The organism is Novosphingobium umbonatum (assembly GCF_004005905.1).
Classification (GTDB): domain Bacteria; phylum Pseudomonadota; class Alphaproteobacteria; order Sphingomonadales; family Sphingomonadaceae; genus Novosphingobium; species Novosphingobium umbonatum.
In genome coordinates, this window is sequence record NZ_SACO01000002.1 from 444,181 (window position 1) to 459,226 (window position 15,046).

A 15,046-nucleotide genomic window follows, 5' to 3' on the forward strand; every position below is an offset into this window, starting at 1 on the left:
ACTATGACCCTGACCACCTGCCCTTCCTTCATCGACCTTGCCGCTTTTGCCCGGACCGCTTTGGCTGGCGCCGATCCCTTTGGCGCGGATGCGGCGCTGTTGCCCTTGCGCGGCGGGCCGGTGGAGCTGCGCGCCAGCCTGCTGTCCGGCACGGGCGAGGCCGTGTCTCTGGCAGGCGATACGGTGCTGGCGGTGGCCGAGGGTGAGGCTAGCATTACCTTGGGCGGCGCCACGCATGTGCTGGCCAAGGGGCAGAGCATCGTCCTATCCGGCCCGCAAAGCTTTGGCTGGAGCGCCGATAGTGCCCGCTTGGTCACCATGCTTTACACCGGCGGAGCGGTGGAAAGCGCGGGCGTTACCCTGCTGGACCCGACCACCGAGCGTCAGCCATCGGGCGCGCCTTTGGCCGAATTGCTGATCGGCCCCACGCCGCAATGCCATAACCACACGCAATTCCTGTCTGGCGACGGGGAATTCATGGTCGGCATCTGGGATTCCACCCCCTATCACCGCCGCGCCATGGCCTATCGCCATTTCGAGCTGATGTATCTGCTGGAGGGCAGCGTAACCTTCATCGACGAGGAAGGCCGCGAAGGCACCTTCCGCGCAGGCGACCTGTTCCTTGTCGAGCAAGGCGCGCAATGCAGCTGGGAAAGCCGCGAGGATGTGACCAAGCTTTTCGCGATCTATCGCCCCAAAGCCTGAACCCTTAACGGGGCGGGATCGCAAAGGAACAGGCGCGATAGGACCCACCCTCCTATCGCGCCTGTTTTTATATGCTGCTTTGGCCTTCAGGCGCGGGTGACGATCTGGTCAATCGCGCCAAAGGGCGTGGTGCCTTGGGCGGTGCGCGCTTCCATCTGCACGCGGTCGCCAAAGTGCATGAAGCTGGTGCTGGGCTTGCCATCGGCGATCATTTCAATCGCGCGGCGTTCCGAAATGCAGGCCGAACCCCGCGTGGCATATTCGGCGTTGGACACGGTGCCCGAACCGATGATCGTGCCCGCCACCAGATCGCGGCTACGCGCGGCATGGGCCACCAACTCGGGGAAAGAAAAGCCCATCTGGTCGCCCTTGACCAGACCGAAGGGCGCGCCATTCCACGTCACGGCCAGATCGGCGCAAATGCGGCCATCGCGCCAGTCCTCGCCCAATTCATCGGGCGTCACGGCAAAGGGCGCCATGCTGCAGGGCGGCTTGGCCTGCACCCAGCCAAAGCCAGTTTTCATTTCCACCGGCGCAATCGCGCGCAAGGACCAGTCGTTGATCTGCACCAGCAGCTTGATATGCGAGGCGGCTTCTTCGGCGCTGACACCCATCGGCACCGCATCGACAATCACGCCGAACTCGCCTTCAAAATCGATGCCGTCGGCCTCGGAGGGCAGCGGGATGTCATCGGTCGCGCTGTAGAACTTGTCCGACACGCCCTGATACATCAGCGGGCGATCCGTATCGACCGGCGGCAAGTGGAAGGCGATCTGCATCAATTCGCCATGCTGGGCAAAGGCCGAGCCATCCAGCCATTGCCACGAACGCGGCATGGGGGCGACGATGCGGGCAGCGTCCAAAACCCCGCCCTTGCCCTGTTCCAGCAAGCCAGCCAGCTTTTCCAGAGCAGGCAGCGCCGCATCCCAATCCGCGATCGCGCCAATCAACGTCAGCCCTGATGCGCTCAGGTAACGCTGGCCATCGGCAGAAACCACCACCAATTCGCCATCGGGGCGGGCATTATGCAAGGTTGCCAAACGCATGGACTATTCCTCGATGATCGCCACAGCGCGGGTCCAGCCCGCCGAAGCGCCCTTGATCTTGTGGGGGAAGCAGGAAACGGTGAAACCATGGGGCGGCAAAGCCTCAAGGTTATGCAGCTTTTCCAAGTGGCAATAGCCGATGTCGCGGCCTGCCTTATGCCCTTCCCAGATCAGCGAGGTATCGCCGGTTTCGGCCACCTTTTCCGCCGTATGGGCAAAAGGCGCGTCCCAGCTCCACGCATCGGTGCCGGTGACCCGCACCCCGCGCGAGGTGAGATACATGGTGGCCTCATAGCCGATCCCGCAGCCGATATTGACATAGTTGGGGTTGCCCACCGCCATACCCGCCGCCGTATTGACCAGCACGATATCGAGCGGGGCAAGCTCATGGCCGATGCGGTTCAGTTCATCTTCCACATCCTGCGCCGTCACCACATAGCCATCGGGAAAATGGCGGAAGTCCAACTTCACCCCGCGCTGGAAACACCATTCCAGCGGGATTTCATCGATGGTCAAGGAACGCTTGGCCTCGCCGCTGGCGGCGTCCATCGTGGGATGGAAATGATAGGGCGCATCCAGATGGGTGCCCGAATGGGTGGTCAGCTTCACCCATTCCGCCGCCGCAAAACCCGCGCCATCGGGCGTCTGTTCCGCCGTCACGCCGGGGAAGAAATGGCCCAGCTCGCCCATGGTTTCGCCATGGGTCTGATAGGTGATCTCCGGCTTCAGGAAAGGCGGATCGGTGATCACGTCATTGCACAGCGTGATCGACAGGTCGACGAAACGGCGGCTCATGCGGTCCAACCTCCCAGCGTATCGGCGAACCAGTCCGCGATATAATCGCGACCATAGGCCATATTATCCGCGCCCACATGCTCCACGCCGCCTTCGCGGGCGGTGAAGATCTTCAGCTCGCGACGGGGCGAATTGACCAGCTGGTTATAGCAGTCATGGGCATAGTCCACGCTGATCTGGCGGTCATCGGCGCCATGGGTGACGAGGAAGGGCACCTTCACCCCGTCCATATGACCATTGAGGTTCATTGCATCGGACTTGGCGAGGAAATCTTCCATCGTCTCTGCGCCAAAGGCCCACATCACATGCGCCCAATAATGCGGCACGGGGTTTTCGCCCTCGCGCTTCATGCGCTTGTCCTGCACCTCGCGCCAATTGTGGTTCGCGCCCCAGCAGGCGCCGCTGGCAAAACGCGGCTCATAGGCCACCGCGCGCGGGGCGAAATGGCCGCCCAGCGAAATGCCGGTCATGCCGATCCGCTTGGGGTCCACATCGCTCTGGGCTTCCAGCCAGTCCACCGCCTTGCTCGCCCAGTTTTCCGAATGCGGGTCCACCGGCAGGCCTTGCAGGCGCAGGGCCTCGCCCGAACCGGGCTGGTCCACGCAAAGGGTGGAAATGCCGCGCTTGGAAAGGGCTTCGGGCAGGCGGCTCCAGTAGAGCAGCTCCTTGCAGCTATCCAGACCATTGCAATAGACCACCACAGGGCGTGGGCCTTCCCCTTCGCCACGGGTATAAAGCGCGGGCATCGTGCCGCTCGCCAAAGGAATTTCCACCCGCTCGCGGTTGATCTTGCCCAGCTTGGCCGAGCGTTCAAAAGCTTCCAACGCCTTGGCATAGGTTTCCTTGCGGCCCGGTGCACCATGGCCCTGCATCCGCTCGGCCACCATCAGATAGAGCGAGGCGCGCTCCAGCTTGGCGCTGGCCGAAAAGCCGCGCCCGCGTGCCTCGTCTTCAGCGGCCAGTTCCAGCAGCTTTTCCCCCATCGCCGCCCATTGCTTCATGAAAGCGGGCGTGCCGGCATCGCCGCCACCGGCAGCGGCATCGATGATGGGCTGGCACATATCGACGATTTCGCCGATCTGCCCGCCGCTTTCCAGCGCGATGGCGACCGAGAGGTTCCAGATATAGTTCGGAAAGGGGGAATAAAGGGCCATGGGATCCGTCAGAAATAGGGGTGGGGGTTTTTGGTGTTGGCGGCGATAGGCTGGAGAATATCCCAGTGTTCGACAATCTTGCCATCTTTCAGGCGATAGATATCGGCCACGGTGCCGCCCGAACCAACCGAACCGGCGCGGCCATAGAGGTGGATCACCGCCATATTGCCGTCAACGATGATGCGTTTGACTTCAAACCGCGCCTCGGGCTGGGAAAACATCGGTTCCAGCGCGGCAATCGCCTCATCGCGCCCGTCCAGAATACCGGCATTATGCTGGATATAATCGGGCGCGACATAGCGGTTGAACGCGGTGCGAACGTCGCGCTTGCCGTAAAAGATTTGCGCGAAATCGCTGATGATCGCGCGGTTGCGCTCGGTCAGCGAGGACGCTTTGGCAGGGCGCGCCTGCCCGCTGGCTGGCAGCGCGACCAGCGCTGCCAGCATCAACAGGCACGAGGGCTTGTTCACGCGTCGACCGCGACAAACAGGCCCGCATTTTCATGCGGATGCGGCAAGGTCTGCGGGCCGCCGGTGCCAATGCCCCACTGGTCCATCACCATCGGAGCGGGCGTGTAAACGGTGGGTTCGCGGGTTTCGAAATCCACCACTTCCAGATCGCTGGTATATTCGGTCACAAAGCCCGAGGGGGTCACGAAATAGCTGAACGTGTTGTTGCCCGCCGTGTGACGGCCCGGACCCCAACCGATGTTCACATCCATCTGCTTCAGACGGTGGATGCCGCGCATCACATCATCCACGCCCAGCATGTCATAAGCGACATGGTTGAGGCAGGCTGGCCCTGGCAGAATAGCGAAGCGATGATGGGCCTCGTTGCAGCGCAGGAAGCACATGAAATCGCCCAGCCAGTCGGACTGTTTGAAGCCCAGCACATTGCAGAACCATTCCACCAAAGCCTTGTGGTTGGGGCTGTGCAGCACGATATGGCTGATTTTGACCGGCACGCCTTCCCAATGCTGGATATCGCGCTTGGGCCCACGGGCCACATCAGCGCTGATTTCCATCTGGATGCCATCGGGGGTGAAGAAGCGGAAGCCATAGCCACCGCCCGGCGTGGTCAATTCACGGGGGGCGTGAACGATCTGGCCACCGGCCGCTTCGACCTTGGCGGCCAGCGCATCGACATCACCGCGCGTATCGGCCGAAAGGGCGATCACGTCGATGCGGTTTTCCTCGGCATTGCGCAGGCGCACCACGTGATGCTCGTCATGGCCCTGCGCCTTGAACCAGGCCATGCCATCGTCGCTGGCCACGCGCTCAAGGCCCCATTTGGTTTCGTAATAGGCGGTTTCGGCGTCAAAATCGGTAACGCCATAGCCCACATAGCGGATTTCGGTCACTCGGCTCATTGGTAATTCCCTGAATCAGATAGGCTGCGAAACAACAGCGAACATGTCTGCGGTGGCTTTGGCATTATCCACCGGCGGGCCCTTGCCGATCTGGCCGTGGCAGATCTCAAGGCTCTTCTCGACGATGAAGCGGCAGCGTTCGAAGCGGCGGTTGCGATAGGCGGTGAAGGCTTCTTCGGGCGTTGCGGCCTTGGCGATTTCATCGGCCAGCACGATGCTGTCCTCGATCGCCATGCCCGCGCCCTGCCCCAGATGCGGCGTGGTGGCATGCACGGCATCGCCCAGCAGCACGACGCGGCCCTTGTGCCATTCGCCATAGAGCATCATGCCCTCGAGCGGGCGATAGACCACGCCCTCGTCATCGGTGATCTGCTCGGCCAGTTCCTTGATCGCGGGGGCGGCATTGGCCAGTTTCGCGCGCATGGCCGCGGCAATGCCTTCCTTGGGATACCAAGGATTGTCCGGCTCGGGCGTGGTGACATACATATACATCAGATCGGCGCTGATCGGCACAAGGCCGGCGCCAATCGGGCCATTATAGACATGCAGCGCGTCCAGATCGGCAGGGCGCGGGAAATTGTAGCGCCACACCGCCTGACCCGTGAAGGCGGGCTTGGGCGCATCGGGCAGCACGGTGGCGCGGGTCTGCGAATAGACGCCATCGGCGCCCACCACCAAGGCATAGGTGCCGCTGGTGCCATCGCTGAAGCTGACGTTGACCGCATCGCCCGTGTCGTCAATCGCGCTGGCCGTCACGCCCAGACGGATTTCCGCGCCTGCCGCCTTTGCGCTGTCGCCCAGCAGCTTGTGCAAGGCGGGGCGGCCAATACCCATATTGGCGGGCAGGCCCGGCGCCACGGGATGACCGGGGATACGCGCGACCTTTTGTCCGGTGGGCGTATAGATTTCCACCGCATCAAAACCGACGCCAGCGGCCAGATAGCCTTCCAGAATGCCCAATTGCTGCGCGGCCGACAGCACGTTGGATTGCTGGATAATCCCCACGCCATAGACCGACCAATTGGGGTCGCGTTCGATCACGGTCACCTTGTGGCCCGCCTTGCACAGCGCGATCGCGCTGGTCAGGCCGCCAATGCCGCCGCCGATTACCAGAATGTCCAGATTGTTCATGCCCGCAACTCCTTTGGCCGCGCGGCGTGCTTGTCCCGACGCATCATGCTCTCCTTGGGCGCGCAAATGGAGGGCGCGCGCCCTTCTTGCCCCCTGTGTAAGGGGGGAGGCATCAATGTGTAAAAGTCATTGTTGTGATGGAAATGGATAGATTTTGATTATGCCGCACTATAGGCCGCCAGACGCAATTGTTCGCGCAACCAGACCAGCCCCGCATCATCGCGCCGCGATTCATGAAACTGGGCCATTTCGCGCAGGCGGGGAAAGGGAAAGGGCATGGAGGCATAGGCCAGATCGAATTGCGGCATCATCGCCTGCACCAGCCTCTTGTGCAAAACCGCCAGTCGCATCGTGTTTTGCAGGAACCATGGCACGCTGGCAAAGGAGGCGACCTCGATCTCGATTCGCCGCGCCCGCCCCATGCGCGCCAATTGCGTGTCGGCAAAAGTGGCCGCCCGCCGCGCGCCTATGGCCACGCCGACATGGCCAGCGGCAAAGAATTCCTCCACCCCCAACCCTTTGGGAAACACCGGATTGCCCGCCCAACCTACCACCACCTGCTCTTCCTCATACAGGAATTCCGACGGATGCCATGGGGCAAGGAAGGGCTCTGGCGTAACCAAAAGGTCAATCTTTCCAGCCTCCAGCTCGTCGGCATTGCGTTCGGTGGGAACCGCCACTTCCAACTGCACATGCGGCGCGCTGGCCGCCAGCCTTTCGGCCAGCCCCACCAAAACCGCCACCATCACATAGTCCGAGGCATTGATACGGAACCGGCGGGTGGAGGTGGCAGGATCGAATCCGGCAGGCGTGGCAATCGCTTGCTCCACGCTGTGCAGGCTGCGCTGGATCTGCGGGTAAAGCGCCTCGGCAAAGGGGGTGGGATGCATGCGCTTGCCCACCTGCACCAGCATATCATCGCCGAAATAGTCGCGCAGTCGCCGCAGGGCCGCGCTGGCGGCGGGCTGGGTCAGGCCCAGCTTTTCCGCACTGCGCGTCACGCTGCGGGTTTCCATCAAGGCTGAAAAGACCACCAGCAGATTGAGGTCGAGATTTTTGAAACGCACAGGCGCAATCCCAATTATGGTTTATGCATTCACCCCTTTCCCATAAGCCATAAAAGAACCGCCGGAAAGGCATCCCTTCCGGCGGCTCCCTCATGGCCTGCTGTATGGAGAGGAGCAGGACCTTCGCAATCAAACCAGCCTTAGAACTTTACGCGCTTAGAACTTTACACTGGCACGGATGCCGAAAGTGCGCGGAGCCTGGAACTGGTAGGTGTTCTTCAGCGCCACGAAATTGCGCGCCGCATTGGCCAGCACCACCTTGTCGGTGAAGTTACGGACATAGGCATCGATCTGCCATCCGCCATGCGCAGGCTTGAAATTCACCGAAAGATTGCCGGTGACATAGGCCTTGGAGCGCGTGTCGGCATCGTTGAACACGTCATAATAGAAGTCCGAGGAATATTTGCCATCGATGCGCGGGGTCAGCGAACCCACGCCCAGATCGATCATGCGTTCCGCCCCGAACGTGGCGGTGAAGGCGGGCGCGTTGGGCAGGCGATGGCCGCTGATGTCGCGGGTGGTGCCGCCGCCATCGCGCACCGAAATGCCCTTGCCGAATTCGGTGTGCAGATAGGCGATGTTGCTATCCAGACGGAAGCCCTCGATCAGGGCAATGGTCTGCAATTCGGCGCCATAGATCTTGGCCGAACCGATGTTGAAAATGCCCGAACCGCCGCTCAACGCATCGGTGGAACGCGAGGCCTGATAGCCGCTGTAGTCGAAATAGAAGGCGGCAGCGTTCACCTGCAGCTTGTTGTCGAGGAAGCGGTTCTTGGTGCCGATTTCCCATGCCTTCAAGGTTTCGGGCGCATAGGCCACCGAGGCCGCGCTGCCGTTGGAGTTGAAGCCGCCCGATTTGTAGCCGGTATCAAACTTGGCATAGACGAGGCTGCGCGGGGTGATCTGATAGTCCACACCGGCGTGATAGGTCAGCTTGGACGTGCTCATATCGCCATTGCCCGGCGTGGTCAGCGTCCGGTTGGGCGCAAAGGGGCTGGCCAGTGCGGGCAGATAAAGCACGGCATTGCCGATGCGCGACTTGCTGTCCCAGGTGTTGCGCGCGCCAAGGCTCAGCTTGACCTGATCGTTCAGACGATAAGCCACCTGTCCGAAAATGGCGTCCGACTTGGTCAGGATGTCATAGTCGAACTTGATGCCATATTTGCCCGCCTGCCCCATCGCGGACAGCGCCGCGCCGGGGGCGAACATGCCGGTCATCTGCAGGTTATACAGGCCCGAATTGATGATGTTGCGTTCCTGGAAATGGAACCAGCCGGTCTGGAAAAACAGCTTGGAAGCGCTGCTGTTCGACAGGCGCACTTCGTGGTTCCAGGTCTTGGGATCTTCGCCCTGAATGAACTGGCGCACCGCATCATAGACAGGGCCGGTGGCATCGGTCTTGCGGCGGAAGCTGCTCTTGTCGAAACCACCAGCATAGGTCAGCGACAGACCAGCGGGCAGCGCATCATAAACCGCTTCCCAACGCACGCGATCAGCCGTCAGCTTGGTCGAGCTGGGCGCATTGCCCGAGAAAGTCTGCACATTGGCCAGCGAAACGCGGGTGCGGATCGTGCTGTCCTTGGTCACATCGCCGACATTGTCGATCGAGTCATGCTGATAAGAAGCCCAGAGCTTCAGACCATCGACCGGACGCCATGCCATCTGGAAACGGCCCGAGGCCACATTGCTGTCATCGCCGCGCAACGTCTGGCCATTGTACAGGCCGGTCACCGTGCGATAGCCCTGATGATAGCGATAGGTGCCCGAAGCGCGCACCTGCAACTTGTCGGTTACCGCGATATTGGCGCCCAGATCGCTTTCAAACGCGCCATAATTGCCCACGCCCAGCGCGGCATAGCCGCCATCCTTGGCCGTGGGGCGGTTGGTGATGATCGAGAGCAGACCGCCGGTTGAGTTGCGGCCATTGAGCGTGCCCTGCGGGCCCTTCAACACTTCCACGCGGGCAATGTCATACATCGAGGAGGCGATGTTGAACGAGCGGTTGGTGTAAAAACCGTCGCGGGCAATCGGCACCGAAGGGTCGCCGGTTTCGGTCACGTCGGTCGAGGCAATGCCGCGCACCGCGACATAGGCGGCGCCGGTGCTGCTGGTGATGTTCAGGCTGGGGTCGATCGAGGACAGGGCCTGCACATTGCTGATGCCCTTACCCGCCAGATCGGCACCGGTGTAGACGGTCAGCGCGATAGGCGTCTTTTGCGCAGCGGTTTCCACGCGACTGGCGGTCACCACAATTTCCTGCAAACCAGCGGGCTTGGCTTCCTGCGCCATGGCTGGAGTGGCCAGCGAGCAGAAAGCGACCATGCTGACGGATGCGCAAAGCGCGGCGGAAAAACCGCTGTTCATCGTAACTCTCCCAGTGCGGAGGCGGATGTTGACCCCGCCGCCCAATCCAAAATCAAAACTCGGGTTCTAAAATGTGAGCAGAAAATTCACCTGTCAACCATGCAGCTTTGCCACCCATTGCCTCGGCCCCGGTTTTGCCAGAGCAGTGTGGCAAATTGGCAGCGCCTTGCGGATTGGCCCAGCCTATTGAGCCAAGCGCCGGATGTTGCGGCAAAGGCATGGACAGATGGATTCGGAAACTGCGCGCCATCCATATAAAAACTGAGGTTCTAATCTGTAAAATTCATAATCCTGATCGAAAATCATCAAACGAAATGATGGAGGCGCCAGGTGTCCCGTCGCGATGCACCTCCCCGCGACAGGCGTGGCGCCAGCCTGGTCGCGAAGCGCTTGACAAATCCGACGGGCCGCTCCTATTTTCAGAATACAAATTCCAATAACGCCAGCCCGCTTGCCATGCGCGCGGCCTCGAATCGGGAGAGAGTTGAATGGAGCCCGCCCCAGCCATGCCCAAGCGCAGGGCCGGCACTGCGCAAGGTATCACCTTGGTAACCGTGGCCTTTTTGCCCATTGTTGCCATTGTTTCGATGTTCCCCGCGGTGCCCGCGATTATCGAGCATTTTTCCAAAAGCGACCCTTCGGCCATGGCCAAGGTTCCCGCCATGGTATCGGCCCCCGGTCTGACCATCGCCCTGCTGGCGTTGGTGGCAGGCCTGCTGGTGGACCGTTATGGCCGCCGCCGCCTGTTGCTGGTTTCGACCAGTCTCTATGGCATCGTCGGTGCAGCGCCTTTCTTCCTCGATTCGATTGACCAGATTTATGCCTCGCGTCTGGCGCTGGGCGTAGCCGAGGCGGCGATTCTCACCACGCTCAACACTTTGGTGGGCGATTATTGGGAAGAGAAAGACCGCCGCTTCTGGCTGACCATGCAGGGCCTGCTCGGGCCGTTTCTGGGCAGCGCGGTGATCCTTGCCTCGGGCTATCTCACGCAATTCCAGTGGAACGCCACTTTCCTCATCTATCTGGTCGGCTTCCCCGCTTTCTTCGCCAGCTACGCCTTCCTCTATGAGCCTGAAAGCGACGAGACTGTCCGCAAGATGCTGGGCATGGACGAAGCGCCCACCGCTTTCCCTTGGAACGCGGTGCTGACCTTTGCCGGCTTCACCCTGCTGGGCAGCGCGCTTTATTATGTCTTCATCATCAATGGCGGCATGGTGTGGCAGGAAATCGGCGTGAAAGACGCCAGCGAAATCGGCCGCCTGACCACCATCCCCAGCCTGTTCGTCATGGCGGGCGCGGGCGTGTTCTGGTTCACCGGCAAATTCGGCATCCGCTGGCAATTGTTCGCGCTCTTCGCGCTGCTGGGCGTGGGCCTTTTGGTCATCGGCATGATCCATGACTGGCGCGGCATGGTGGTTGGCATGGCCATCCAGCAGACCGGCGCGGGCATGGCGGTGCCCTGTCTGGTGGCTTGGGCGCAGAGCAAGCTGCCCTTTGCCCATCGCGGGCGCGGCATGGGCATCTGGACCGCCTGTTTCTTCTTTGGCCAGTTCACCTCTCCGCTGTTGGTCAGCGCCTTGCGCGTGTCCAGCGGCACGATGCAGGGCGCATTCCAAATCGCGGGTGGCTTTGGCCTCGCCTGCGCTTTGCTGGTGTTGATCGTTGTTTCCGGGCGTGCGCGCGACGCCGCCCCTATCGGAGCCTAATCGCATGAAATCGAAGATCCAGCGGGGCATCAGCCTCTATAGTTTTCAGGAGGAAATGTTCCTCGGCCGCATGAGCGTCGAAGATGTGGTGGCCTTTGGTGCCAGCATCGGCGCGAAGGGTATCGAAATCCTGCCCGAGCAGAACATGCCCACCTTCCCCAACATCACCGACCAGCAGATTGGCGAATGGCAGGACATGCTGGCCCGCCATGGCGCGCATTTCACCTGCTATGACATGTTCCTCGACACCAAGCGCCGCAAGGACCGCCTGATGAGCGATGAGGAACAGGTGGAAAGCATCCATCGCGATCTGGTGCTGTGCAACCGCCTTGGCATCAAGAATATGCGCATCCTGATTTTCGTGCGCCCCGATATCCTCGAAAAATGCGTGCCCATGGCGGAAAAGCTGGACGTGCATATGGGGGTGGAAGTGCATGCTCCGTGGTATCTGGACCATGCATGGATCCTGCGCACCATCGAAGTGGCCGATCGCCTGAAGACGAAACATCTGGGCATCCTGCCCGATATGGGCATCTTCATGAAGCATTACCCGCCCGCCTTCCGCGCCCGTTTCGAACGCCAGGGCGCCCGCCCAGAGGTCACGCAATTCATTGTGGACCAGCACGAGCAGAAGGTGATGTGCGAATACACCATCTATGAGGTCGCGGTGAAGATGCAGGGCAACAAGGCCGAAGTGGCCATGGCCGAAACCCTGCGCCACGCCCCCTATGCCAACCCGAAGCGGATTGGCGATTTCGCCCCCTATTTCCGCCATATTCAGGCCAAGTTCTATGAAATGAACGAGGATTATACCGATCCCGCACTGGCCTATGACGAGGTGATCCCCGAGCTGGTCAAGGCCGGTTGGGAAGGCACTTTGTCTTCTGAATATGAAGGCAACCGCTGGATTCAGGACGTGCATGAAGTGGACAGCCGCGAACAAGTCCGGCGCCAGCATGTAATGTTTGAACGGTTGATCGCCAAGGCTGAAGCGGAGCTGGCATAATGTTTGACAAATATATCATCGACCCCGCCTCGGTTGCCAACACCGGCCCTGCCGACGCGCCCACCGGCTTTTCCTTCACCACCAAGCTGGGCTATTATCGCGGGCTTGGCCTTTCCATGGTGGAAGACCTCAAGGTTTCCATCGATGGCGAGGCGCTGCCGCGTGAGGCCGTGCTGTTTGACGAAGGCCAAGGCCCCCTGACGCTGGACCAGATGGAAGAAGCTTTCGACCGTCGCTGGGCCTTTGGCGCGCCGGCCACAATCACGGTGGCGCTGGAAGGCGGCTTCCCCAAGGGCGAGCACAAGCTGACGCTGCAACAGCGCCTGCGCATCTCCTATATGCCCTTCCCCAGCTTCAACAATGACGAGAAGGTCATCTCCTTCTAAGTCCCTGCGCCTACCCCCGCCCGATGCATGGGCGGGGGAGGTATTTTGGAGAGAATGCCATGGATCGACGCCAGCTGCTCAAATCCGCAGCCTTGGGCGCCCTGCCCGCCATCGCCCCCTTGCCTCTGCAAGCAGCCACCAAGGCCAAGCCTTTCAACCCTGCGTTTCCGCAGGGATTTTTATGGGGCGCCTCCACCGCAGCCTATCAGGTGGAAGGCAATAATACGGCGTCCGACATATGGATTCTGGAACATATGACGCCCACCGTCTATGCCGAGCCTTCGGGCGATGCGGCCAACAGTTTCCTGTTGTGGGAACGCGATCTGGATCTGGTGAAAAGTCTGGGCCTCAACGCCTATCGCTTCTCTCTAGAATGGGCGCGGATCGAACCGGAACAGGGCCAGTTCTCGATTGCCATGCTGGACCATTACAAGGCGATGATCGCCGGTTGCCATGCGCGCGGATTGACGCCGGTGGTAACTTTCAACCATTTCACCACCCCGCGCTGGTTTGCCGCCAAGGGGGGCTGGCATAGTGAAGAATCGCCCTCACTTTTCGCCCGCTTCTGTGACAAGGCCGCGCGGCATCTGGCCGATGGTATCGCCTATGCCACCACGCTGAACGAACCCAACCTGTCGGGCAAGCTGGGAGAATTGCTGCCCGGCGACCTGCTGGGGGCCGATAAAGCCATGGTGGAGGCCGCGGCCAAGGCGCTGGGCGTGCCGATCTATCAACCGGGCAACCCGCTCTATACGCCCGATGGCGCCCGCACGCAAAAGCATCTGCTGGCCGGACACAGCGCCGGACGGGCCGCGATCAAGGCGGTGCGCGGCAATCTGCCCGTAGGCGTCAGTCTGGCCATGTTGGACGAGCAGGCCGCGCCCGACCTGCCCAAGGGCAAGGTCAGCCTGCGCGACAAGATGCGCGAACATTATTATGGGGATTGGCTGCGTCTGGCCAAGGTGGATTGCGACTTTCTCGGCATCCAGAATTACGAACGCAGCGTATGGGACGACAAGGGCAAACGACCTGCGCCGAAGGGCGCCGTTACCAACACCATGGGCGCGGAAGTCTATCCGCCCTCACTGGCCGGTGTGGCGCGCTATGCCCATGCGGAAACCGGCCTGCCGATCATGGTGACCGAACATGGCGTAGGCAGCGAGCATGACGAGATCCGCGCCAACCTGATCCCCGCCGCGCTCACCGAGCTTAAAAAGGCGATGGATGATGGCGTGCCAGTGCTGGGCTATCTGCACTGGTCGCTGGTCGACAATTATGAATGGGTTTTCGGGTATAAAATCCAGTTTGGCCTGTGCAAGCTGGACCGACAGACCTTTGCGCGAACGCCAAAACCAAGCGCCGAGGTTTTGGGCAAGATAGCAAAAGCCAACAGTCTTTAAAGAAAAGGGGGGCTTCCACGGCCCCCTTTTTCATTCAGACCACCGGAGCGGTGACGAGAAAAGCCGCCATCATCCTCGCCAGATCCTGCTTCAACACTTCCCAATCGCCTTCCCACGCCGCAGTGGTCGCCGACCCGAAACCCAGATAGCGGGCAATCGAGGCATAGAGGACGCGAAACACGCTATCCACCGCACGCAGGGGATCTGGTTGGGCAATGCGGCTGGCGTGGAGAAGCAGAGCTTCTTTGACCGAATTGGCGGTGGCAGCATAGGACGTTTTACCCGTAGCGGCGACCAGCGGATCGACGCTCGCGCGCATCATCAAGGCACGCATAATGCCGGCATTGTCACGCAGAGTTTCCGCCACAGCTTCGGTCAACGCCACCACCAAGGCTTCAAGTTCCCCTGCCCCATGGCGAGCAGCAGCCAGCCTCTGCCCCATCTGCTGATCCACCCTTTCCAGCACACGCAGTTGGACCGCATGGAGCAGCGCATCCTTGCTTTCAAAGCGGTTATAGATCGAGCCGATGGACACTTTGCCCTTCTTGCTCACCTCAAGCAGCGTGAATTCATCACTCCCTCGCTCGACCATCAAGGCTTCTGCAGCGGCGATCATGCGCTCGTAGGAGGCTTTGGACCGCCCCTGGACGGGTGCGCGCAAAGCAGTGGTAAGACCGATATCTTGTTTATCCATCGACCTTATGTCGGCATTTTGGGGAGTTGGGTCAAGCGCCTGGCTTGTACTGCCTGTGCATGGGCAGCGTAAGATGGGGGAGAGCTAAATTTTTCATTGCGAACGGGTTTTTCAATCTTTTTGGATGCGTCGGCTATAATGCCTGGCGACGACCTACTCTTCCAACGCTTGAGCGTTAGTACCATTGGCGCGGTCAGGTTTCACGGCCGAGTTCGAGATGGGA

14 protein-coding genes and 1 rRNA gene are annotated in these 15,046 nt (G+C 60.9%); 5 read left to right on the forward strand and 10 right to left on the reverse strand.

Features of this window, described 5'->3' with window-relative positions:
- Nucleotides 1-3 precede the first annotated feature (3 nt).
- Nucleotides 4-705, forward strand: a complete 702-nt coding sequence (locus tag EOE18_RS04385) for a cupin domain-containing protein (RefSeq protein WP_164852658.1) — start codon at nucleotides 4-6, stop codon at nucleotides 703-705.
- An 86-nt stretch (nucleotides 706-791) separates the two neighbouring features.
- On the opposite strand, the gene EOE18_RS04390 is transcribed toward EOE18_RS04385, so the two are convergent.
- The 8 genes from EOE18_RS04390 to EOE18_RS04425 all read right to left on the reverse strand — a co-directional run bounded on the left by EOE18_RS04390 (nucleotide 792) and on the right by EOE18_RS04425 (nucleotide 9,631).
- Nucleotides 792-1,751, reverse strand: a complete 960-nt coding sequence (locus EOE18_RS04390) for a fumarylacetoacetate hydrolase family protein (protein ID WP_127706569.1) — start codon at nucleotides 1,749-1,751, stop codon at nucleotides 792-794.
- Nucleotides 1,752-1,754: 3 nt separating this feature from the next.
- The gene (locus tag EOE18_RS04395; protein ID WP_127706571.1) at nucleotides 1,755-2,546 is read right to left on the reverse strand and encodes a cyclase family protein; all 792 of its coding nucleotides are present in this window, start codon (nucleotides 2,544-2,546) and stop codon (nucleotides 1,755-1,757) included.
- Complete coding sequence (locus EOE18_RS04400) at nucleotides 2,543-3,700, reverse strand: alpha/beta hydrolase family protein (RefSeq protein ID WP_127706573.1); 1,158 nt, start codon at nucleotides 3,698-3,700, stop codon at nucleotides 2,543-2,545. The genes EOE18_RS04395 and EOE18_RS04400 overlap by 4 nt, the downstream gene beginning before the upstream one ends.
- An 8-nt stretch (nucleotides 3,701-3,708) precedes the next feature.
- The gene (locus EOE18_RS04405) at nucleotides 3,709-4,170 is read right to left on the reverse strand and encodes a nuclear transport factor 2 family protein (protein ID WP_246027253.1); all 462 of its coding nucleotides are present in this window, start codon (nucleotides 4,168-4,170) and stop codon (nucleotides 3,709-3,711) included.
- Nucleotides 4,167-5,069, reverse strand: a complete 903-nt coding sequence (locus EOE18_RS04410; RefSeq protein WP_127706575.1) for a VOC family protein — start codon at nucleotides 5,067-5,069, stop codon at nucleotides 4,167-4,169. The genes EOE18_RS04405 and EOE18_RS04410 overlap by 4 nt, the downstream gene beginning before the upstream one ends.
- Before the next feature lie 15 nt (nucleotides 5,070-5,084).
- A complete protein-coding gene (locus EOE18_RS04415; RefSeq protein WP_127706577.1) occupies nucleotides 5,085-6,200 on the reverse strand; it encodes an FAD-dependent oxidoreductase in 1,116 nt (371 codons plus the stop codon).
- A 158-nt stretch (nucleotides 6,201-6,358) separates the two neighbouring features.
- Nucleotides 6,359-7,267, reverse strand: a complete 909-nt coding sequence (locus EOE18_RS04420) for a LysR family transcriptional regulator (RefSeq protein ID WP_127706579.1) — start codon at nucleotides 7,265-7,267, stop codon at nucleotides 6,359-6,361.
- A gap of 156 nt (nucleotides 7,268-7,423) precedes the next feature.
- Complete coding sequence (locus EOE18_RS04425; protein WP_127706581.1) at nucleotides 7,424-9,631, reverse strand: TonB-dependent receptor; 2,208 nt, start codon at nucleotides 9,629-9,631, stop codon at nucleotides 7,424-7,426.
- Nucleotides 9,632-10,137: 506 nt separating this feature from the next.
- Here EOE18_RS04425 and EOE18_RS04430 point away from each other — a divergent pair.
- From EOE18_RS04430 to EOE18_RS04445, 4 genes are read left to right on the forward strand one after another with little or no spacing between them, the layout of a single operon-like run.
- On the forward strand, nucleotides 10,138-11,337 hold the full coding sequence (locus tag EOE18_RS04430) for an MFS transporter (protein WP_246027254.1): 1,200 nt from the start codon (nucleotides 10,138-10,140) through the stop codon (nucleotides 11,335-11,337).
- 4 nt (nucleotides 11,338-11,341) lie between these two features.
- Nucleotides 11,342-12,343 (forward strand): sugar phosphate isomerase/epimerase family protein, encoded by a 1,002-nt coding sequence (locus tag EOE18_RS04435; RefSeq protein ID WP_246027255.1) that lies wholly within the window; start codon nucleotides 11,342-11,344, stop codon nucleotides 12,341-12,343.
- Nucleotides 12,343-12,729 (forward strand): C-glycoside deglycosidase beta subunit domain-containing protein, encoded by a 387-nt coding sequence (locus EOE18_RS04440; protein WP_127706585.1) that lies wholly within the window; start codon nucleotides 12,343-12,345, stop codon nucleotides 12,727-12,729. The genes EOE18_RS04435 and EOE18_RS04440 overlap by 1 nt, the downstream gene beginning before the upstream one ends.
- 59 nt (nucleotides 12,730-12,788) lie before the next feature.
- Nucleotides 12,789-14,129, forward strand: a complete 1,341-nt coding sequence (locus EOE18_RS04445) for a glycoside hydrolase family 1 protein (RefSeq protein WP_127706587.1) — start codon at nucleotides 12,789-12,791, stop codon at nucleotides 14,127-14,129.
- Nucleotides 14,130-14,163: 34 nt separating this feature from the next.
- Here EOE18_RS04445 and EOE18_RS04450 read toward each other — a convergent pair whose 3' ends face one another.
- Together EOE18_RS04450 and rrf are read right to left on the reverse strand one after the other, a co-directional pair.
- On the reverse strand, nucleotides 14,164-14,745 hold the full coding sequence (locus EOE18_RS04450) for a TetR/AcrR family transcriptional regulator (protein ID WP_164852659.1): 582 nt from the start codon (nucleotides 14,743-14,745) through the stop codon (nucleotides 14,164-14,166).
- A gap of 218 nt (nucleotides 14,746-14,963) precedes the next feature.
- A 5S ribosomal RNA gene (gene rrf / locus EOE18_RS19000) occupies nucleotides 14,964-15,046 on the reverse strand; the annotation flags it as partial.